Origin of the sequence: Dorea sp. AF36-15AT (assembly GCF_003477705.1) — a bacterium.
In the GTDB taxonomy this organism is placed as follows: Bacteria; Bacillota; Clostridia; order Lachnospirales; family Lachnospiraceae; genus Claveliimonas; species Claveliimonas ammoniilytica.
Genome location: NZ_QUDV01000009.1, coordinates 109,312 through 131,969 on the forward strand (window position 1 = coordinate 109,312; position 22,658 = coordinate 131,969).

General features: G+C 43.5%; 19 protein-coding genes. 1 reads left to right on the plus strand and 18 read right to left on the minus strand.

Features of this window, described 5'->3' with window-relative positions:
• Window positions 1–69 precede the first annotated feature (69 nt).
• The 6 genes from DWZ93_RS12675 to DWZ93_RS12700 are packed head-to-tail and all read right to left on the minus strand — an operon-like array spanning window position 70 to window position 4,215.
• Complete coding sequence (locus DWZ93_RS12675) at window positions 70–717, minus strand: bifunctional 4-hydroxy-2-oxoglutarate aldolase/2-dehydro-3-deoxy-phosphogluconate aldolase (RefSeq protein WP_118453141.1); 648 nt, start codon at window positions 715–717, stop codon at window positions 70–72.
• A 24-nt stretch (window positions 718–741) separates the two neighbouring features.
• Window positions 742–1,215, minus strand: a complete 474-nt coding sequence (locus DWZ93_RS12680; RefSeq protein WP_118453142.1) for a PTS sugar transporter subunit IIB — start codon at window positions 1,213–1,215, stop codon at window positions 742–744.
• 2 nt (window positions 1,216–1,217) lie between these two features.
• Window positions 1,218–2,153: a phosphoglycerate dehydrogenase gene (locus DWZ93_RS12685; RefSeq protein ID WP_118453143.1), complete on the minus strand. Its 936-nt coding sequence runs from the start codon at window positions 2,151–2,153 to the stop codon at window positions 1,218–1,220.
• Window positions 2,154–2,166: 13 nt separating this feature from the next.
• Entirely contained in the window at window positions 2,167–3,012 is an 846-nt protein-coding gene (locus DWZ93_RS12690; protein WP_118383623.1) for a PTS system mannose/fructose/sorbose family transporter subunit IID, read from the minus strand.
• A 3-nt stretch (window positions 3,013–3,015) separates the two neighbouring features.
• Complete coding sequence (locus tag DWZ93_RS12695; protein WP_118383621.1) at window positions 3,016–3,777, minus strand: PTS mannose/fructose/sorbose/N-acetylgalactosamine transporter subunit IIC; 762 nt, start codon at window positions 3,775–3,777, stop codon at window positions 3,016–3,018.
• An 18-nt stretch (window positions 3,778–3,795) separates the two neighbouring features.
• The gene (locus DWZ93_RS12700; protein ID WP_118383619.1) at window positions 3,796–4,215 is read right to left on the minus strand and encodes a PTS sugar transporter subunit IIA; all 420 of its coding nucleotides are present in this window, start codon (window positions 4,213–4,215) and stop codon (window positions 3,796–3,798) included.
• Between the two features lie 319 nt (window positions 4,216–4,534).
• Here DWZ93_RS12700 and DWZ93_RS12705 point away from each other — a divergent pair, with 319 nt between their 5' ends.
• Window positions 4,535–6,985 carry a PRD domain-containing protein gene (locus tag DWZ93_RS12705; protein WP_118453144.1) on the plus strand — a complete coding sequence of 817 codons (2,451 nt, stop codon included), beginning with the start codon at window positions 4,535–4,537 and terminating at the stop codon, window positions 6,983–6,985.
• A gap of 55 nt (window positions 6,986–7,040) precedes the next feature.
• On the opposite strand, the gene DWZ93_RS12710 is transcribed toward DWZ93_RS12705, so the two are convergent.
• From DWZ93_RS12710 to gatC, 12 genes are all read right to left on the minus strand, one after another.
• Window positions 7,041–7,511, minus strand: coding sequence for a zinc ribbon domain-containing protein (locus tag DWZ93_RS12710; RefSeq protein ID WP_118383616.1), 471 nt, complete (start codon window positions 7,509–7,511; stop codon window positions 7,041–7,043).
• 22 nt (window positions 7,512–7,533) lie between these two features.
• Window positions 7,534–8,649, minus strand: coding sequence for a 4-hydroxybutyrate dehydrogenase (locus DWZ93_RS12715; RefSeq protein ID WP_118383614.1), 1,116 nt, complete (start codon window positions 8,647–8,649; stop codon window positions 7,534–7,536).
• A gap of 39 nt (window positions 8,650–8,688) precedes the next feature.
• Window positions 8,689–9,762: a M24 family metallopeptidase gene (locus tag DWZ93_RS12720; protein ID WP_118453145.1), complete on the minus strand. Its 1,074-nt coding sequence runs from the start codon at window positions 9,760–9,762 to the stop codon at window positions 8,689–8,691.
• Between the two features lie 120 nt (window positions 9,763–9,882).
• On the minus strand, window positions 9,883–11,931 hold the full coding sequence (gene htpG, locus DWZ93_RS12725; protein ID WP_118453146.1) for a molecular chaperone HtpG: 2,049 nt from the start codon (window positions 11,929–11,931) through the stop codon (window positions 9,883–9,885).
• Between the two features lie 211 nt (window positions 11,932–12,142).
• Window positions 12,143–15,418 carry an ABC transporter permease gene (locus tag DWZ93_RS12730; protein ID WP_199665946.1) on the minus strand — a complete coding sequence of 1,092 codons (3,276 nt, stop codon included), beginning with the start codon at window positions 15,416–15,418 and terminating at the stop codon, window positions 12,143–12,145.
• A 10-nt stretch (window positions 15,419–15,428) separates the two neighbouring features.
• Complete coding sequence (locus DWZ93_RS12735) at window positions 15,429–16,133, minus strand: ABC transporter ATP-binding protein (RefSeq protein ID WP_118453148.1); 705 nt, start codon at window positions 16,131–16,133, stop codon at window positions 15,429–15,431.
• Window positions 16,134–16,831: 698 nt separating this feature from the next.
• Window positions 16,832–18,244: an amidophosphoribosyltransferase gene (locus tag DWZ93_RS12740; RefSeq protein WP_118383605.1), complete on the minus strand. Its 1,413-nt coding sequence runs from the start codon at window positions 18,242–18,244 to the stop codon at window positions 16,832–16,834.
• A gap of 92 nt (window positions 18,245–18,336) precedes the next feature.
• Window positions 18,337–18,984, minus strand: a complete 648-nt coding sequence (locus DWZ93_RS12745; RefSeq protein WP_118453149.1) for an SdpI family protein — start codon at window positions 18,982–18,984, stop codon at window positions 18,337–18,339.
• Complete coding sequence (locus DWZ93_RS12750; protein WP_147345589.1) at window positions 18,968–19,252, minus strand: autorepressor SdpR family transcription factor; 285 nt, start codon at window positions 19,250–19,252, stop codon at window positions 18,968–18,970. Before DWZ93_RS12750 ends, DWZ93_RS12745 begins: the two co-directional genes overlap by 17 nt.
• 164 nt (window positions 19,253–19,416) lie before the next feature.
• Window positions 19,417–20,850 carry an Asp-tRNA(Asn)/Glu-tRNA(Gln) amidotransferase subunit GatB gene (gatB, locus tag DWZ93_RS12755; RefSeq protein WP_118383600.1) on the minus strand — a complete coding sequence of 478 codons (1,434 nt, stop codon included), beginning with the start codon at window positions 20,848–20,850 and terminating at the stop codon, window positions 19,417–19,419.
• Between the two features lie 2 nt (window positions 20,851–20,852).
• A complete protein-coding gene (gene gatA, locus DWZ93_RS12760; protein ID WP_118453150.1) occupies window positions 20,853–22,334 on the minus strand; it encodes an Asp-tRNA(Asn)/Glu-tRNA(Gln) amidotransferase subunit GatA in 1,482 nt (493 codons plus the stop codon).
• A gap of 21 nt (window positions 22,335–22,355) precedes the next feature.
• Window positions 22,356–22,649: an Asp-tRNA(Asn)/Glu-tRNA(Gln) amidotransferase subunit GatC gene (gene gatC / locus DWZ93_RS12765; protein ID WP_118383598.1), complete on the minus strand. Its 294-nt coding sequence runs from the start codon at window positions 22,647–22,649 to the stop codon at window positions 22,356–22,358.
• Window positions 22,650–22,658: the final 9 nt, after the last annotated feature.

The following is a 22,658-nucleotide window of genomic DNA, read 5'->3' on the forward strand; positions in this document are numbered from 1 at the left end:
CTCCAAATGTTTATATTTCCTGCAAATTTTAGTAAACAAAAAAGTCAGCAGATGCTGACTTTTTTATCATTAGTTTTCTGATGCGATCTTCACAAATGTCTGTGCTCTTCTGGTCAGTTCATCGTAATTTCCTTCTGCGATTACTTTCTTGTCAAGGAGTCGTCCGCTGATACCAGCTGCAGAATATCCTGCTTTCAGGAAATCTGCAAAATTCTCTTCATTCACTCCTGCTGCTGCAAGGAATTTTACGTGGTTAACAGGACCTTTGACATCCTTCAGATATCCAAGTCCAAGCCATCCTGCCGGGAAGATCTTCACGATATCTGCGCCAGCATCATGTGCATCCAGGATCTCAGACGGTGTCATTGCTCCCGGAATAGATACCAGACCAGCTGCTTTTGTAGCTTTGATTACATCAATATTTACATTCGGTGACAGGCAAAATTCTCCGCCTGCTTCTTTGGTAGCAATTACGTGCTCTACACAGGTTACAGTTCCTGATCCGACTTTCATGTCCGGAAACTCTTCTCTGATCATACGGATTGCACCACTGGTCTTCTCAATTGCGTCCGGATCTGCCTGGTCGAATGTCACCTCAGCCATGCGGATTCCTCCTTTATGAAGAGCAGTGATCACCTTGCGGAGATCATCTCCGTAATATCCACGACAGATTACCAATACCTTGTTGTCTTCAATAAATTTTACTACGTCACTCATTGTATTACGCGCCTTTCTTATAACCTATACATATTTTTCAACCAGTTCCTCTGAGTCTGATACTACTACACGGAAGAATACTTTGATTCCTTTGTCGATCAGATTTCTCAGATCCTGATTCTCAGCTTCACTTGTGGAAATGTTCTTATATAATGTCTTACGCCCTGCCTTAGCGCCAATACCGCCCACATTAACAGATTCAAGTTTCACGCCTGCATCTGCAAGAGCTACCAGAACGCCTGGTGTCTTAACCAAAACCAGGATTTTCTTTCCATCATCTTCACCCTTTAAATAATCGATTCCATCTGCCACGTTGAAAATCTCAAGGTTAATCTTTGCAGGCACACTGGATTTCATGATCATCTGGATGAATGCGTCTTTTGCCACACCGTCATCAATGATTACCACCTCGTTTGCATCAGCGTGCTGAATCCACTGTGTCATTACCTGTCCGTGGATCAGACGGTCGTCAATTCTTGTCCATACAATATTTCTCATGATTATTCTCCTTTCTTAACACCGAAATACTCTAAAATATGATCTACTGCTGTATTGGTCATCAGATTGATTGCCTCTACACTTACCGCAGCAGTATGCGGACTTAATACCACATTATCAAGGTTTTCAAATTTCTCATTGATATGCGGTTCCCCTTTAAATACATCCGTACCATATCCGTATATTCGGTGCTCTGCGAGTGCCTCAATCAGCGCCTCTTCGTCTACCAGAGAAGCTCTGGCAGTATTGATCAGAACTGTATTCTTATTCATAGAAGCCAGTTCCTTTGCTCCAACTAATGGAGTTCCATCCGGATTCCCCGGAACATGAAGGGTAATAATATCTGCTTTTTTGAAAATCTCTTCCGGCTCCATAACCGTGATATCGTTTTCCTTACAGTAAGCTTCGTCTAAAAATTTATCATATCCAAGAATCTTGCAGTCAAAACCTTTCAGTCTCTTTACTACCTGGCGTCCAATAGAACCAAGTCCGACAACGCCTACGGTCTTGTGGCACAGGTTGATACCAGTCTCTTTCTGCCATGTTCCTGCTTTCAGGTTCTTATCTACTGTGCTGATATGACGCATTACAGAAAGCATCAGTCCGATCGCATAATCTGCAACTGCTTCTGTGTTGCAGTTTCTTGTAATGGTAACTTCAATATTTCTCTTTTTAGCTTCTTCCAGATCGATGTTATCAATACCTACACCATAACGAGAAATGATCTTTAATTTATCTGCTTTCTCTAATACTTTTTTGCTGACTGTGTCTGAGCCAAGGATGATTGCGTCTACACCAGGTACTTCACCCATCATTTCCTCTTCATTCATAATGTGATGATATCTGTTGCCGACTACCTCCCAGCCCAGAGACTCCATGAGTTCTCTGGGTTTGGAGTCAAATTTTCCAAAGCTGTTAGATGTAATTAATACCTTCATGTCTAAATGCCTCCTACAGAATGCCGATCAGTCCACCGACAATACCTACTACAAAAATACCAATGATTACTTTGTTGATGCTTACTTTCTTTTTACCAATCAACCAGAATACCAGCATAACTGCACAGAATGGAAGCAGGTTCAGGATTACGGAATCAAGGATATCTGCCTGAATGTTCAGAACCTTTTCTCCAAGTGTCAGTTCCAGTGGTGTACTTAACTTAACCGTATTGGCCGCCAGCGCTCCGATTGTTACAGAACCCATCGTAGTGATGATAGTCATGATCTTCTCCATACGGTTACCCTGGAAGAATTCTGCTACGAAAGCAGTACCTTTGTCGTATACTTTCATGAACAGTGTGTGGCTGATACCCCAGTTAAGTGCCAGCGTAGCAAGCATATAAAAGATTGGTGCAAACAGATTACCTGCCTGTCCAAGTGCAATTGCGATAGATCCGATAATCGGGATCAATGTTCCCTGACGAAGTGTATCACCGATACCTGCCAGAGGTCCCATCAAACTTGTCTTGATAGCACTGATTGCCTGTCCGTCGATGTCTGCACCGTTTGCCTTTTCCTCCTCCATAGCGATTGCTGCACCAAGGATTACAGGTCCTACCAGAGCGAACTCTGAGTTATAGAATTCCATGTGGCGCTGGCAGGCTTCTGCCTTCTGCTCCGGATCATCGTCATACAATTTATCAATGATGTTTCTCATACCTGAGAAGAATCCAGGTGCCTGCAGTCTTTCATAACTACAGCAAGCCTGTGCATATGTTTCAAATGTCCAATATGCTTTATTCAAATCTTTTTTTGTCAAAGATACTTTCTTCTGTGTTTCCATTGTCTGCTCTCCCATTTTCTACACCTCCTGATCTTTAAATTTCAGTTCGCCGTATACGTATGCAAGGATACCAGCGAAGATTGCGATTACAAGCATTCCAAGTCCTGAATATGTCTGAAGGAAGAATCCCAGTACAAAGAAAAGAAGGATTCCTTTTCTTGTGTTCAGCATCTTCAGAAGCATTCCGATACCAATTGCCGGAAGGAGGCTACCGATTACGCTCAGAATGTGAAGTGGTGTTCCTGATAATGCATCGATTGCGCCCTGTACTGCTGCTGATCCAAGGTATACCATTGCGGCTACAGGAATTGTAGTTACTAAGCAGGCAAAAATCTGGGTTGGCCATTTCTGCCAGAATGCCATTTTCTTTGTATCACCTGTCAGTGCGTATTTGTCCATCTGGTGTACAAAGTAGATATTTACTGTCTGGCGCAGTGTCCAGATCATTGTACCTGCAATACCAAGAGGTACTGCGATAGCAATTGCTGCCTCAGCAGAAGCTCCTGATGAAAGTGCAAGTGCGGTACCTACGATACCACCGATACCGGCATCTGCCGGAAGTGTTCCACCTGCATTGATGAATCCAAGGTACAGTGTGTTGATTGTTGCACCGATGATAACGCCCTGTGTTACATCACCAAGGATCAAACCTGTAATTGCACCACACACGATTGGCTGACGGATAGATACACTACCAAGACCGGTTACCCACGGTGTTCCGTTGTTTGTCAGGTAATACAGTAAGCCTAACAAAATTGCCTGAAATATTGAAATATGCATAATTCTCTTCTCCTCCTTTTAGATCTGAATCTTGTCTTTTAAGTTAACGATGCCCTCCGGACCTGACGTCAGGCAGGCGCTTTTGAGTTCTTCCAGGTTCATATAGGATGTACCGGATGCAGCTTCCAGAAGCATCGGCAAGTTCACTCCGGTAATACACTCTGCTTTTACCTCACTGCCTAACTCGTAAAAGCTTCGTGCAGTCGCATTGTACGGGCTGCCTCCAAGCAGATCGGTCAGAACCAGTACTCCATCTCCTCCTGACTGCTCTTCCAGTCGGACGATTGCGTCCTTGACTGTATCTTTCAGCGCGTCTATATCGTCACCATGATATAATCCATAGCTCTCAACCAAAGGTGCTTCTCCCATGATCAGCTTTGCGCTTCCTACTAATGCATTTGCCAGATCACCATGTGTGACCAATAATAATGCTACCATCTAATTCTTCCCTCCTTCATTCTCCGGAATTATTGCAATAATCTCGATGAACACACTTTATCACCCAACTATTTTTTTGTAAAATTTTAGGTTTTTTTACACACTGTGCCTTTTGTGTATCTCATCTTTTTTCGCCATTTTATGCTGTTTTTGACAACTTTGTTCTATTTTTCACGAATTTTGCAGTTGAATTTTTACAGTTTTTCATAGATAATACAAAGTACCGACACGGTAAATACACTTTCTGTGTTCGAATCACGCAATAATTTACACAGTTTTCTTTATACTTTTTTTATTTTTTGCTCAGAAGGGAGACACCATGGAGAAAAAAGAACAGGTATATCAACATATTCGTAGTGATACGATTACCAAATTAAAAGAAGAACAATTTGAATCGCTGGGTCTGGACACGCTGACGGTCAGCCTGGATCTGAAAATGAACCGTGCCAACATATCCAGACTTCTTAATCAGCTTTATAATGAAGGAAGACTGATCAAAACGGATTCGAGACCGGTATTCTTTATGGATCGGTCAGCACTGGACCGCTATGTAGAACACGCCTACATCCCTTCCATCATTCCAAAGGACAAGACAATCAAGGACTATCTGGCTACCTCCAATGCATCTGCATCCAAGGTACGACAGGATCATATCAACACCTTTAACCGCTATATCACCAATCTCCGTCATTCAAAAATGGCAGAACCGGTGCGTAAGGCAAAGTCAGCAATCCTGTATCCTTCCGGACTGAACACACTAATCATCGGCGATAGAGGTACCGGACGTTTTCAATTTGCGAAGGCAATGTCCAATTATGCAAGAGATGCACACTTTATTGATGATAAGAAGAAGATTCATATTGTAGAGTGTCTAAATTATAGCGGAACTCCAGACAACACATTGCTTAAATTGTTGTTCGGTGAATACATTGCAAAAACGAACACCTGGAAGCGAGGACTTTTTCAACAGTCTTCCAATCATATTATCATTATGAATAATATCGACCAGCTGCCGTCAGGTGTGTTAAGTTCCCTGTACAATGCCATTTTGGATAAATCATTTTCACCGATCAATTCCAACAAGACGATTCCGTTGTCATCCCTAATCATTGCCACTGCATCCACAGCAGTTTTGAGAAATGACGGGGATTTACGCAGATGTTTTCCAATGTTTATCGATATGCCGAACCTGTATGAGCGATCCATTGTAGAAAAGCTGGTGATCATCATGCAATATCTTCAGGATGAAGCACTCACAATTGACAAGACGATCCGTATTTCCAAGGACGCGCTGAGCTGTCTTACCATGTCTGAATATAGCGGAAACCTGGCGCATCAGCGTTCCGAGATCCGGCAGGCATGTGCCAGCGGTTATCAGCGATATGTTGAAGAAAATTCCATGTTTATCGACATCGATCTGGATGATCTGTCCACACCTGTGCTGGAGAATATCTTCAATGTCGACGATCACATTGCAGAGCTTAATGAAACACTGAACCTGTTCTCAACAGAATATTTCTTCTTTTCAGCACAGAAACTCAATCCAGAACTGCAGCTTCTGTATGATCTGGATCAGCCGAACAAGAATGATAACCCGTTGACCGTCCGCAAAGTTGGTGATGAGCTCATCAATCAGTGTATTAGTGATATTGAATCTGCTGCTAATTCACAGCTGAACAGCCTTCGGTCTGTCATGTTACAGACGCTTTATGATACGATCCATCCAATCGTCCAGAATCATGCAATCTGTAAAAGCGAGAATCTGCTCTATGGTCTGCTTCTTCACATTTCCGGAGAGCTGAACAACCTAAAATCAGGCGTCACCTCTTCCACCGTCAGTCTGAATAACAAGATTGCCAGAGGAAGTGATTACGCCTATGCCAGCAGGATCTCCTCCACACTGAACGAAACAGATCACGTTAAGCTTCCGTCCATTGAAGTGGATTATATTGCAACATATCTGTACCTGTCTTCCCAGTGGATTGACAGACGATATATCCAGCTTCTGATCATTTCCTCCGGAAGAGAAATTTCCAGAAATTATGCTGATTTTATTAATGGTCAGAAGTTCAAAACCCATGCATCCTATATGACCATATCAAAGGATGAACCGGCAGAAGCAATTATTCATGAAATTGCTGAGAAAATGCGCAAAATCGACCGTGGTCGAGGTGTTATCATCATCACCGACCAGTCATTTATCCCAAAACACAGTTCGCTGATTTCAAAACATTTTTCCGGCAAATACACGATCGTAGAGGATATGACGATTCAGAAGATCGTATCGATTGCAGAACATGTCGAATCTCTGGGTGCTACGATTCAGTCCTCCAATGCTTTTGATTCACTGACCACCGAACAGGTCACGGCAGAGACTTCAGTAGAGACACCGGCGCAAGAACTTCTGCAGAATATTCAGGAAAAATTGCTGTCTGAATCTCTGGTATTCCTGAATCCCGAAAAGGCATGCCAGGCTCTGTTCCATGTTCTGCTGAACATTTTGCAGGATCTGTCCGTTCCGTATTCGGACGACTTACTGATCAAATTCATTTTCCATACATCTTTTGCACTGGAACGATGCATAAGAAAAGAGCCGTTCGTCTATCCAAAAGCACGTATACTGATTAAACAGCATGCGACACTATTCAATGTATTGGAGAAAAATTTTGAGATCATCACTGAATTATTTTCCGTACAGATTCCTGCCAGTGAAATGGGATATGTTATAGAGATATTCCTGCCTTACTATCAGCAGAATGAAGAAAGTTAAGAGAACCTATAAAAGCCATAGCTCTGAGCCATGGCTTTTATCTTCTATAATTATTTTAATCATTCTTCACCGGAGTTCCGCAATTGGTACAGAACGCAGCGTCATCTTCCAGTGGCGTTCCGCAGGCGGCGCACACCTTTCCTGACGGATTCGGTGTAGCCGATGCCGGCTCACGATTGATAGCTGTTCCGCAATTCACACAGAACTTCGCATTCGGGTCCAGTTTCTTACCACAGTTCGGACATACCTCAACAATTGAAAGCTGCTCGATCTGCTGCTTATTCGCCTCCATTGTCTGATAAAGCTGATCAATCTGTTCAATCAGATCCGGACATTTCTCTGCACACTCGTCTTTGTAATTTGCATAGTATCTTAATCCAATCTGATAGATAAGCTTCTCGACTTCTTTTTCCATAGATTTATTCGCATTATTCAGACGATATATTTCTGTCGTATCTTTCGCCTTCTTGCTCAGATCCTGACTTTTCTCTGTCAGGCTGTTCTTTACATCATCAAAAAATCCCATGTTCCTGCCTCCATTTATTATCTTAGAACAGCTGACGGTAAATCTTCACCATCTGTTCCACATTAAACTTTACATAGCTCTGGTTCAGCAGTCTCTGCTGGTTCTGCTCTACGCCTTCTGCAAAGCTCTGGATCTGATCCTCTGTCATGCCATACTCATGAAGCTTCTTTCTGGCAATGATCTTATCTAACAGCTTCTCGATCTCTACATAGACCTGATCCACTTCGCAGTGAAGAAGTCCCGCAAGATGTTCGTTCAGCTCTTTTAATTCTCCATCTGGATTCACTCTCTGATATTCCGCAAATACAGCTGTCAGGAACAGATAATTGGCTTCGCCGTGTGCCACATGATACTCCCCACTCAACGGATAGGACATAGCATGCACCGCGCCTGTTCCCGCATTGCCAAATGCCACACCGGCAAGATCGCTTGCCACCAGAAACTGATCCAGAATCTCCATGCGGTATTCCGGTCCATACTCCACGATCTTCTGGAATCCGTCCAGGATCATTTCCATTGCCTGGTTACTGAACATCCGTGTATACAGCGTTGCCTTTGGTGACACATAAGATTCGATGGCATGGATAAATGCGTCAATCGCACTGGTAGCAAAAAATGAATACGGAAGCTTGGTCAAAAGTTCCGGCACAAGCACTGCCTCATCTGCAAAAATACTGTCGTCCGCTAATCCCATTTTACTGTGAATACTGGTCAATTCTGCGATCGATACGTTGGACACTTCTGATCCCGCGCCACAAGTGGTAGGTACTGCGATCAAGGTATGCGCTTTCTTCAGAGGTACCTGTCTGCGATACACCTGCTCAGCAGTATGTTCACCTTCCAGCACCAGAATCTTAGCCATATCGATAACTCCACCGCCACCGATCGCTATGATACGGTCACATCCGGATGCTTTATAATCTGCAATCAGCGCATCGATCATCACATCCGTCGGTTCTCCTTTTCCATACTCGCTCTTGTATTCCACATGGGCATCCAAACCTAACGGCGTAAAATACGCATCATAGGTACTCTTGCTCGCCAGGATAAAATCTCCCTTGCCGATCTGGTAAGCCTCTGCAAATTCTTTTGCCGTCTCACATTTGTTAATCACCGTCTTCTGCTGAAATAACTTCATTGCACATACCCTCCGTGTCTTTCCTTCAAGTCTATCGTTTTATTCAATAACCTGCAGTTCTTTGGTGTAAGAGTTCAGCACTTCTACGCCGTCTTCTGTTACCAACACCAGATCCTCAATTCGAACTCCTGTATCTCCCGGCAGATAAATACCAGGCTCAATAGAGAAGATCATGCCAGGCTCTGCTTTTGTCTCATTTGTCAACGATACATCACCAAACTCATGCTCAGACAGTCCGATAAAATGTCCCAGACGATGATTGAACCCCTCACCGTATCCTGCTTCTGTGATGATATCTCTGGCTGTTTTGTCTAATTCACAGAGCGGTACACCAGGTTTGATCTTTGCGATAGCAGAACGATTTGCATTCAGTACCAGATCATAGATTTCTTTATTCTTCGCTGTTACTTCTTTATAGCAGAAGGTACGTGTCATATCAGAACAGTATCCATCTTTGATACATCCCACATCAAACAGGATCACATCTCCTGTTTTCAACACGGTATCATCTGGCATGTGATGCGGATCGGCTGCATTGGCTCCAAAAGACACGATCGGGTCAAAGGAGAATTCCTCTGCTCCCAGTTCTTTGTAGATCTCAAGAGTCTGATCAGCGATCTCTTTCTCTGTAATGCCTTCTTTTACAAGTTCACGGAATCTCGCCATAGCCTGATCGTTGATCTTAGATGCTGCGCGCATCTTTTCTTTTTCTTCTTCATCCTTAATACCACGTGTCACATCTACTGCAAGAGAAGCATTTTCAAATCCTGTTGCGGCATGATTCTCCATCAATGGTAATAAAAATCTTGCTTTAATATCTTTATCAACACCAAGTTTACAGTTCGGATCAATATATTTCATCACATAATCCATCGCCGGATCTGTATCGCTATACCATACCTTCTCCAGTTCTACGCCATCCGGAATGGTAAATAAATTATTCAAAAATAATACATGATCTCCATTCTTCCGCAATAATAATCCGTAGAATCTTTCATGTGGTTCAATATAGACACCGGTCATATAATAAATAGACATCGGATCTACTACCAGCATCTGGCTTAATCCACGTTCTTCCAATGCCTTCATAATGCGTTCTGTTCTTGTATTCATTTGCTTATCCTCCTGTGAAATGGAATCTCATAACCTCAATAATCGAGCAGGCTGGCACCTATTCGACCTGTACAAAAATCCGCCGATAGTCATCACCATCGACGGATTCATTATATCACATTATTTTGCAAGCTTCAGCATAATCTCATTACTTCTCTGTACAAAAGCTGTCATCTCTTCCGGTGATAACGGCTTATGCGCCAGCATAGCCAGATCATATAACTGCTTACAGAAGATACCTGTATTCTCTTCATCCTTATGTGCCTGTACATACTGTACCAACGGATGATTCGCATTCAGTACCAGTGTGCCTGTCGTTCCAAACATAGACGGATCCATACCTGCCATACCATACATCTTCATCATATCCTGCATACGGCGGCTTTCCTCTGACAGTGTGATCATTGCTGCCACAGACTCATCCTTGATCTTCTCTACCTTCACTTCCAGATTCTCATTGCCAAGCTCTTTACGGAACAGTGCAACCAGTTCATCGGTTGTCTTCTGGAATGCCTCCTTCTCTTCCTCAGATACTTCTTCCTTAGAAGATGCATTGACATCCGCATCAATTCTCTGGAACTTCAGTTCCGGATTGCGCTGCTCTAACTGTGTAATGAACGGAGAGTCAATGTTGTGTGACAGGATCACAGCATCCTGTCCCTGCGCACGGAACATATTGATGTACTGACTCTGCTGCTGTTCATCTGTCACATAGTAGATGGTAGTCTGCTCCTTATTCTCAGCGCTGTCACCTTCCGGCTTCTCTGCTTTCTTATCTTCCAGCTTGCCACCGTTATTCTCTACACACTCTTTCAGTGTCAGATACTTATGATCAATATTCTTGAACAAGATGTAATCTGTCATCTTATCACAGAACTTCTCATCCTTCAGGCATCCAAACTTGATAAACGGACTGATATCATCCCAATACTTCTCATAAGACTCTTTATCTGTCTTGCACATTCCGCTCAGCTTATCTGCAACCTTCTTGGAAATATAATCCGCAATCTTATTAACAAATCCATCATTCTGCAGAGCACTTCTGGATACGTTCAGTGGCAGATCCGGGCAGTCAATCACTCCCTTTAATACCATCAGAAATTCCGGAATTACTTCTTTGATATTATCTGCGATAAAGACCTGATTGTTATACAGCTTAATGGTTCCCTCTACAGAATCATATTCGGTATTAATCTTCGGGAAGTACAGGATACCTTTCAAGTTGAACGGATAATCCATGTTCAGATGAATCCAGAACAATGGCTCCTTGTAATCCATAAATACCTTGCGGTAGAAATCAATGTAGTCTTCTTTGCTGCATTCATTCGGATGTTTCGTCCACAACGGTGTCGTATCGTTAAGCGGTACCGGACGTTTGTTGATCTTAACTTTATCCTTGGCAGGAGATACTTCTACCATCTCCTTCTCACCATTTTCATTCTCTTTTTCTTCCATCTTGGCTTCTTCATGGATACGCTCTACGACTACGTCATCCTCTTTCAGATCTGCCTCATCGATAGTCTCATACTCCTGCTCCGCATTCGCCTTCTCCAGATAGATCGGAACAGGCATAAATGAGCAATATTTCTCCAGTACTTCTCTTGCACGGTATTCATTCGCGAACTGTAAACTATCCTCATTCAGGAACAGTGTGATCTCAGTACCAACACCTTCCTTATCACCTTCTGACATCTCATATTCTGTGCCACCGTCACTTACCCAGTGTACCGGCTTTGCCCCTTCTTTATAAGAAAGTGTATCAATATGAACCTCATCGGCAACCATGAATGCGGAATAGAATCCGAGACCGAAATGACCGATCATATCATCTTCTGATGTCTTATCTTTATACTTCTCCAGGAATTCTGTTGCACCGGAAAATGCGATCTGGGTAATATATTCTTCAACTTCATCTTCTGTCATGCCAAGACCATCATCGATAAACTTCAAAGTCTTATCTTCCGGGCTTACAACAACACGAATCTGTGGTTTGTAATCATCCGGAAGCTGATATTCACCCATCATATCCAGCTTCTTAAGCTTAGTGATCGCGTCACATCCATTCGACACCATCTCACGGAAGAAAATGTCATGATCGGAATATACCCACTTTTTAATAATTGGAAAAATATTCTCACTGCTGATTGATAATGAACCTTTTTTTGCCATGTCTATCACTCCTGTTTTTATTCTATATAATATCAGAGCCTGCCAGCTCTTTTTTCCGTACTTTATGTACAAAAATTATGATAATACTGTAAAATTTAAAAGTCAATAGAAAATTAGCACTCTTCAAAAAAGAGTGCTAATAATTTCCTTAAATTTATAAACTGTTTATTAAATCTGTCTTCCAAATCCATCAGCGTATTTTCAAAAAGAGTTACTCTACGCTCTTCAAGGACTCCACCATATTAATCTTCTTCAGTTTAAAATACATGATCCCGTTGATCAACAATGAAAATCCCACGGTAAACAACAGACTATAAATAAAACTCGGCAGATAGATACTCCTTCCAAACATAGCTGCATCTACTTCCACCGTCTGAATCGTAAACAAATGCAGAACCTTGCCAAGCACAACACCCACTGCTGCACCGATAAACGTCAACAGAATATTCTCACGGAATACATACTGTGCCACTTCTCCGTCGTAGAATCCCAATACCTTCAATGTAGCTAATTCCCGCTGCCGCTCTGTGATATTGATCGTATTAAGATTATAAAGTACAACAAATGCCAGCATTCCTGCTGAAATGATCAATACAATAATAACAAGATTAAGGCTGGACAGCATTTCATCCAACTGTTCCTGAATATCATGAACATAGCTGATACTTAAAACTTCATCCCGTTTCATAATCTTCTCGCCAACGTCTTCTACCTGTGTCTGGCTATAAGAATCATCCGTTTCAAACAAAACACTGTTATACTCCGGCATTGTACCAAATACCTTATTATAATAAGCTGGTGTCATATAGATATAATGTCCCATATAATTCTCACATATATGAGAAATGGTAAGTTCTTTATCGCCGTTTTTCTCATCCGGAATCGTGATACGATCTCCCACTTTAGCGTTTAGAAGCTTAGCAGTCTTTTCACAGATGATCACGCCATCATCTGTAAGTTTGTATTTCTCACCTGATTTCCGGTCGTGAAAATCTACATACCGTCCTATATTTTTCACATCTCCAAACACCGTAATGTAAGCCTGACGCTCTTTCTTTCCATTCTTAAGTGTAATGCTCTTCATATAAGCATCCATATAAGATTCTACTTCTTTGTCCGTATCCAAAAATGTATTCAGGTGTTCTCGATCCTGCTCATTCAAATCTTCCTGCAGCACGATCTGACCATCATAAAGCTGGATCTCAGAATACTGGATATCTGCAATCTCATATACAGAATCCCTAAGTCCATATCCCACGATCATCAGCGCCATACAGCCACCAATACCAAATATCGTCATAAAGAAGCGCTTTTTATACCGCATCAAATTGCGCACTGTAGATTTCCACGAGAAATTCAATCGTTTCCATATAAACGGAATCCGTTCCAGGAAAACCCTTTTTCCTACTTTAGGAGCCGGAGGACGCATCAGCTCAGACGGCTGTGCTCCCAGTTCCTTATAGCAGGCAAAAATTGTTGCCATCAAAGTGCACGCAATTGCTGCTGCCGATGCCATAATACCGTATGACGGCACATATGGCACCAGAATCTCCGGAATGTGATGATATAAAATACCATATGAATAAATGATTATATACGGCAAAATCTTCTCACCAACCAACACTCCGAGAATACTTCCGGTGATAGTTGCAAAAAACGCATAACCAATATACTTCATAGCAATTGTTGATCTGCGATATCCAAGTGCTTTCATCGTACCAATCTGTACTCGTTGTTCTTCTACCATACGAGTCATACCGGTAAGACTGATCAGAGCGGCTACCAAGAAGAACAATACCGGGAAGACTTTTCCTATAGCCTTCATCCGATCTGCATTCTCCCCATAACCATTGTACTCCGGCAATGTACTTCTGTCATAAATATACCATTCTGCCTCAGGGATCTCATTGATCTTTTTCTCACCATCTGCAATCTTATCTTCCCCATCCGCAATATCCTGTGCCGCTTTTGTTCTGCCTTCTTCCAGATCTTGTTTTGCATCTGAGATCTTATTCTCATTTTCCGTAATCTCAGACATCCCTTTTTCCAGTTCCTTCTCCTTCTCAGACAGTTCCTGCCAGCCGGCATTAATCTGCTCCTGTCCACTTGTCAGCTGCGCCGGTACTGACGCCAGCGCTGCCTCAGATGCATCCAGTGCGGCCTTCGTATCTGAAAATTGCTGTTCCGCAGAAGCGAGTTGATCTTTTGCCATCTGCAGCTGAGCTGAAAGTTCTGTTTTCTGCTGCTCCAATCCCTCCAGCTGCTGCACCAGTCCAGCGTATTGTGCTCCTATCTCTGTATCCGGATTTCCATAAATGGATTCATCATTACCACACATATCTTTGAGTGCCTCTAATCCATTATTGCAGATATCAATCCCCGCCTGGATCTGTTCAAGAGCTGCTTCGCCTTCTGTAATCTTCTGTTCTGCCTCTGGCTTTCCTGCTTCAAATGCAGTCTTCCCTGCTTCATATTGAGCACGTCCATCCTGTAATTGCTGCACACCATCTGCATATTGTGTTTTTGCCTGATCCAGCTCCTGCTGTTTCTGTGTCAGCGTATTCTTTGCTTCCTCTATCTGAGCCCTGCCGCTTCTGATCTTTTCTTTCGCATCTGCCAGCTGACTTTCTGCATCCGCTATCTGTGTCTCTGCATCTGATAATTCCTGTTCTGCCTTCGCTTTTCCCTCTTTCAGATCTATCTTCGCCTGATCCAGCTCTCTGGTAGCATCATCGACCAGTTCCCGTCTTCTGATGATTCCACGATCATTGGAGAGCTCCTTCACATCATCCATCGCATCATCTATCAGATCTTCGTATTCATCTGTATAAGCAATACACTCTTTCGCTCCCTTTACTAACAGATAGCATTCTGTGTACACGTCCTGTGTAAATGTCTCCTTCGGAACCACAAGAAATGCTGACAGACTTCCGTTGCCGATCGTCGTACTGCCTCTGCCGTAAGATATATAATACGGGCTGTTCCCTGTGCCAACCACAGTAAGTTCATCTGTTGTCAGTGTATCTGTAACCGGGTCTTCCGTACCGGACGTAAGCTTGATCTTATCTCCGACCTTATAGGTGCTCTCGTCATCCGCCAGACATTCGCCAGACTTTTCCGGAAGTCTTCCTTCTGTAACCGTAATCTGATTTATATCCTCAGACAACGACATCACATGCAACGCGCGCTGTTTCTCGCCATCATAATTCAGAAAATCTCCACTATATGCGCCTTCTGCTTTATCGATACTATCCAGTCCTTCGAATGCTTTCACATCATCTTTTGTCAATCCCAGTGTACTGATAACCTTGATATCCATCAGATTCGCCTGATCAAAATATGCATCTCCTGTCACACGCATATCCGGTTCCGAAGCACGGATTCCAGAGAAAAATGCAACACCAAGCGCAACAATAAACAGAATCGACACAAAACGTCCCGAGCTCTTTTTAATCTCTCTGAAAAATTCAATCGTCGTAGTCTTCATATCCAAGCTCCTACCATTCTATCGTCTCGACCGATACCGGATGCGGATTCACCGTCATCTTCGATACCTTACCATTCTTAATCTGGATCACCCGATCTGCCATTGGTGCGATTGCCGAGTTATGCGTGATCAGGATTACCGTCATTCCCTTTTCTCTGCAGGTATCCTGGAGCAGTTTCAAAATCGCCTTACCTGTATTATAATCCAGGGCTCCTGTCGGCTCATCACAGAGCAGAAGCTTCGGATTCTTCGCCAACGCTCTCGCAATTGATACTCTCTGCTGCTCACCTCCGGAAAGCTGTGCCGGAAAATTCTTCAATCTGTCACCAAGTCCTACCTCCCGCAACACCTCTTCTGCCGGCAGCGGATCCTTACAGATCTGAAGCGCAAGTTCTACATTCTCCAATGCAGTCAGATTCGGAATCAGGTTATAGAACTGGAATACAAATCCGATATCGTCTCTGCGATATGCTGTCAGCTGCTTCCCAGAATACTTTGCAATATCTACTCCATCCACCAGCACCCGACCGGATGTTGCCACATCCATTCCGCCAAGAATATTCAGTACCGTTGTCTTTCCTGCTCCACTTGGGCCAACTACAACTGCAAACTCTCCCTTTTCTATCTGAAAAGAAATACCATCAGCTGCAGCGATCTCAACTTCACCCATATGATATATCTTACGGACATCGTCCAATTTCACAAAATCTTTCATAAGTCCCTCCGTATCAGCAATTTGGAATTTAAAGATATATTTAGTATAGCATTATATATGTAGGAATGGCATTACTGAGTTTTAGAATTTAGAGTTATTTTAGGATTCTATCAAATAGAAATGCCTCGGAGAAGCAGCTCCGAGGCATTTCTGTCATTCATTCTTTCCGTACCGGCAAGTATAGATACGTACTACATATGCAAATGGCTAGACGGATAGTACTGAAACCAGCCTCAGGTTCTCACTAACTTGCCTGAAATGAATATAACATATATCTGCATCATTTTCAAGACTTATTTTTACTAAAAATATGCTTTTTTATTCTTTTTATTTTCATATTGTGCGTTTATTTAAACCATGTTATAATTCTTTTGCTGTCTCACCTACACTGACAGCAGATCGGAGGTGAGACTGTGGATACAGTATTTTCATTTATACTATCCGTATTGGCAAGTGTAGTTGCTTACTACATATGCAGATGGCTGGACGGATAGTGCTGTAACCAGCCTCAGGCTTAAGCCACCTGTTCCAACGGAATAGAAATGCCTCGGAGCCGCAACTCCGAGGCATTTCGTTTGTTCAATTCTCGTGAACACAGTATTTTCTTTTCAGCTTATCGCCTAATGTTATTATAGCATCTGGTCTTCTGTTTTTCAACCATTATTTTTGATTTTCGTATCACAAATTACTCGTCCGCTCTACTCTTTACCATTAAAGCAGTATGTACATACTTTACATGGCTCGATACCGATAGATGCTAGCAGATCATCCAGTCTGTGGTATCTCAGTGTGGTGAAGTTCTGCTGCTTCCGGATATCTTCAATCATCTGCTCATATTTGCAGGTGCATGGATCTGCATATTCATCCAGTACTTCCTGCGGACAGTTATCTCCTTCTCTCTTCTGGATCATCTGACGGGCGATCAGCTCCATCTCTGATCTGGAACGTGAGAAGTTCAGATATTTACAACCGTACATGATCGGTGGGCAGGCCGGACGCACATGAACTTCCTTTGCGCCGCTGCGATACAGAAATTCGGTTGTCTCACGAAGCTGTGTGCCGCGGACAATGGAATCATCGATGAGCAGAAGCTTCTTATCTTCAATCAATGCTTTCACCGGAATCAGCTTCATACGTGCGATCAGGTTACGCTGACTCTGATTGGTCGGCATGAATGATCTCGGCCAGGTTGGTGTATATTTGATGAATGGTCTTGCATACGGAACGCCGGATTCATTGGCATATCCGATGGCGTGTGCAATACCGGAATCCGGTACACCTGCTACGATATCCGGATGCACGGAATCGCCGTCACGTTTTGCAAGCATGCTTCCGCAACGATAACGCATCTCTTCTACATTCACACCCTCATAAGCAGATGTCGGATATCCGTAATATACCCATAGGAAGGAACAGATCTTCATTTCCTTTCCAGGTTCTACCAATGTCTCCACACTCTCCGGAGTCACATAAACGATCTCGCCAGGTCCCAGTTCTTTATAATCCTGAAATCCGAGATTAATATATGCATGGCTCTCAAATGACAGACAGTATGCGCCTTCCTTATGTCCTACAACAATCGGAGTACGTCCCATCTTATCTCTTGCTGCATAGATTCCTTCCTCGGTCATCAACAGCATGCTCAATGATCCATCCACCAGATCCTGCACATATCGGATACCTTCCGCAAAGCTGTCCTTCTCACAGATCAGTGCTGCGATCAGTTCTGTCACATTGACCGTTCCATTCGTCATTTCCTGAAAGTGTGTCTTAGATCTGCTATACAGGTCTTCCAGTAATTCCTCATAATTATTAACTTTACCGACAAATGCAAGACTAAAACTTCCAATCTTAGAACTGAACAGCAGCGGCTGCGGTTCATAATCTGAGATACAGCCAATACCGATATTGCCTTTCATATTGCCGACATCTTTGTCAAACTTGGTTCGGAACGGTGTATTTTCAATATTATGGATTGCACGGTCGAAGCCATCTTCCCCATGAACTGCCATGCCCCCGCGTCTTGTTCCCAGATGAGAGTGATAATCCACTCCATAGAAAAGTTCCAGTACACAATCTTCCTTCGATGCTACTCCGAAAAAACCACTCATAACTTTCTCCTTATCTTACCTGTTATTCTGACATACTATATACAGTATAGCACCCGTCGATAAGATGTAGATATTATTTCTCCTAATCTTATTTATAAGCTGTGTTTTCTGAAATACAGATACGATGCCACTCCTGGAATCAGTGTCACAATCATAATAATTGCAAGGCTTACATAGACCGGATCTACCCATGACTGAAAGCCAGCCAGAAAGGTTAGCACACCGCCGAGTATCCACCATTTGCCAGCCATCCGGTGCGTATAATCCCAGTTTTCTTCGTCTGCCAGTGTCCATGGCAGCTTAATGCCTATCGTATAGTTCTGTCTGCATTTCGGCAGATAATTACCGACCACGATCAGTATCACAGCCATCAACGCATTTATCCAGACTGTACTGTTTACGCCCTTATAGTCAAGTGCATTACCATAAACAGTGGCACCCACATAAATAGATACCAGCGGACAGATACAGAGTATCAGACGATAAACTTTCGGACTGATATTCTTTCCTTTGGGATCCACACTTGTCACCAATGCACAGAATATATGTACCGCCAGGCAAAACAGATAAATCCCTATTACCGCAACCAACTTACTGCTGTATCCATTCGGTGTACCGTCAGTACCAAAATGTGTCGCTACCCGATCCGGCAGCTGATTCCACAACAGCAACCCGACCAATATCGGGAGCACTGTAATAATACATGTTACAATAAAAAACTTTTTATTCGCTTTCAGCATGAGTTCCATCCCCTTTCAGCTCTGACAGCCAGAGCATCACTTCCTCAACTACGGAAGTATTCAATGTGTAATAAATGTAATTCTTTTCCCTGGTCTCAAAGACCAGTCCTGCTTTCTTAAGGATCTTCAAATGATAGGAAATTGTCGCACCTGTCATGTCAAAATGTGCTCCAATCTCTCCAGCCGACATCCGTCCTTCTCTCAATAAAGAAAGAATGTCCCGGCGTGCCGGGTCTGATAGTGCTTTAAATGTCTCTCCAAATCCCATACTCACCATCCTTTACCTGTCGTGAATCTATTTAGAAATATTTCTAATTACTTTATAACACACCTCATCGCAAAACGCAACAGGCATTTAGATATTTTTCTAAATACCTAAATGCCTGCCTGTTTTTCTATATAATACTGTTAATACTAATGTCTCATTCTGTCTTAAGCTAACATCTCACGAAGCTTCTTATTAACCGCTCCCGGATTGGCCTTGCCTTTCATTGCCTTCATCGTCTGTCCAACCAGAGCTCCCAGTGCTTTTTCTTTACCACCTTTATAATCAGCCACGGCCTGTGGATTGTCTGCGATAACCTTCTTCAGCACTTCTTCCAGTGCTCCGTCATCCTGTACGATCTTCAGACCCTTTTCTTCTACGTATTTCTCAGGATCTACGTTCTCATCGAAGATCTTCTCAAATACTTCCTTGGCTACGGAGCTGTTGATTGTACCAGCTTCGGTAAGTTCAATCAGTTTTGCAAGATGTTCCGGTGCAAAGCAGATGTCTTCCGGTTCCTGTCCGCGTTCCTTTAACAGTCTCAACGTCTCTACCATCAGCCAGTTAGCCACTTTCTTTGGCTTTCCACAGATGGCTGTGGTTGCTTCAAAAATGTCTGCCATCTTCTTGGAGTTTGTAATGATCTCTGCATCGTAACGCGGAATATCAAACGCTCTGTTGTAGCGCTCCAGCTTCTCGGTACGGAACTCTGGCTGTCTGGCTTTGATCTCTGCGATCCATTCATCGCTGATCACGATTGGCACCAGATCCGGTTCAGGGAAGTAGCGATAGTCCTGTGCATCCTCTTTAGAACGCATAGCATGCGATGATTCTTTGTTGTCATCCCAGCGCCTTGTCTCCTGTACGACTGCACGTCCTGCTTCTATTAAATCAATCTGTCTCTGACGCTCTCCGTCAATGGCTCTTGCAATCGCTTTAAAAGAGTTCAGGTTCTTCATCTCTGTACGGGTACCGAATTCAGATGCCCCTACTTCACGAACAGACAGGTTCACGTCAGCACGCATGGAACCTTCCTGAAGCTTACAGTCTGATGCGCCCAGATACTGAATGATCAGACGAAGCTTTTCCAAATAAGCCATAACTTCATCCGCAGAACGCATATCCGGCTCAGATACGATCTCTACCAGTGGCACACCGCTTCGGTTGTAATCTACCAGAGAGGTGTCATCCCATTCGTCATGCACCAGCTTACCTGCATCCTCTTCCATATGCATCTCGTGAATGCGAATCTTTTTCTTCTGCTCTCCGACTTCGATCTCTACATATCCGTTTCTTGCGATTGGAAGATACAGCTGCGAGATCTGATAGTTCTGTGGGTTATCCGGATAGAAATAGTTCTTACGGTCGAATTTGCATACCTGCGTGATCTCACAGTTCGTTGCAAGACCGATGGCAGCAGCGTATTCTACTACCTGTTTATTCAATACCGGAAGAGACCCCGGCATACCGGTACATACCGGACAGGTGTGTGTATTTGGTGCACCCCCGAATGCTGTACTGCATCCGCAGAATATCTTCGTCTTAGTGGCAAGTTCTACATGGACTTCCAGTCCAATGACGGTTTCATACTGTTTTGCCATGATTATCTGCCCCCTTTCTCAGCTGCTTCTGCCAGTTCCGGCCGTACATAACTTCCTGTCTGTTCATATGTGTATGCTGCCTGGAGCAGTTTCTTCTCCTGATAACAGTCACCGATCATCTGCATACCGATCGGCAGTCCTTTGGAATCACGTCCCACCGGAATGCTGATACCCGGCAATCCTGCCAGGTTCACAGATACAGTATATACATCACTCAGATACATTTTCATCGGGTCGCTTAAGCTCTTACCAAGTTCCGGTGCGGTCGTCGGTGCAGCCGGTCCAATGATCATATCGTATTTTTCAAATGCGCGGTCAAACGCTTTCTTAATCAATGCCTTGGTACGAAGTGCTTTCAGATAATATGCATCATAATATCCGGAACTCAGCACAAAGGATCCAAGCATGATACGACGTTTCACCTCAGGTCCGAATCCTTCAGAACGAGATTTCTTATACATATTGTGAAGTCCTTCATACTCTGCTGTCCGGTATCCGTATTTCACACCATCAAAACGGGACAGGTTGGAACTTGCCTCTGCCGACGCGATGACATAGTACGCTGGAATTGCATATTCTACCAGGCTTAAGTCAAACTCTTCTACAACCGCTCCTTTTTCTTCCAGTACCTTTACCGCTTTCAGGATGGCTTCTTTTACTTCCGGATCCAGTCCTTCACCGAAATAATCTCTTGGAATACCGATCTTCATACCTTTCACATCTTCTACAAGTGCAGATGTGAAATCGTAGCTGTCTCTTCCTATAGAAGTGCTGTCTTTTTCATCATGTGCTGCAATCGTTTCAAGAATTGCTGCGCAGTCCGTCACATCCTTTGCCACCGGTCCGATCTGATCCAGAGAAGAACCATAAGCAATCAACCCATATCTGGATACTGTACCATAGGTCGGTTTCATTCCAACTACGCCACAGAATGCGCTTGGCTGACGGATAGAACCACCCGTGTCTGATCCCAGTGCACAGAAGCATTCTTCTGCTGCCACTGCCGCACAGGAACCACCGGAAGATCCGCCCGGCACATGGGCTGTATTCCACGGATTCTTTGTCACTCCATAATAGGAAGTCTCGGTTGTGCTACCCATTGCAAATTCATCCATATTGGTCTTGCCAAGGATGACTGCGCCGGCTTCTTCCAGACATTTTACCGCTTCTGCCGTAAATGTCGGCACGAAATTCCCCAATATCTTAGAACTGCAGGTTGTGAGCACGCCTTCGGTACACATGTTGTCCTTAATGGCAACCGGTACGCCTGCAAGCGGTCCCGTAAGCTCTCCTGCATCAATCATTTTCTGCACCTGATCTGCACGTTTCAGTGCTTCTTCTCTGCAGATTGTCACGTAACTGTGGACTTCTGATTCCACACTGTCTATCTGTGCAAGAGACGCTTCCACTGCTTCACGGACGGTAACTTCTCCTGCCTGTATTTTCTTACCCAGCTGAACTGCTGTCAGACTTCTGATACTCATCTCTTATCCTCCTGACTCTGTCTATCCAATGGTCTTTGGCACTTTGAAGCACTGTTCCTTCTGAAGTGGTGCATTCTTCAAAGTATCTTTACTTCCGTCTCCATTCGTCACTACATCTTCCCGGAATACATTATTTACCGGAAATACATGCGACATCGGCTCAATCCCCTCGGTGTCCAGCTCATTCAGTGTATCGATATAATCCAGCATCCGTTCCATATCGGATCTGGCTGCTAACTTCTCTTCTTCAGACAATTCCAGCTTTGCCAGAATGCCTACATATTCGATGGTCTCATCTGATATCTTATTTGCCATAACTACTCC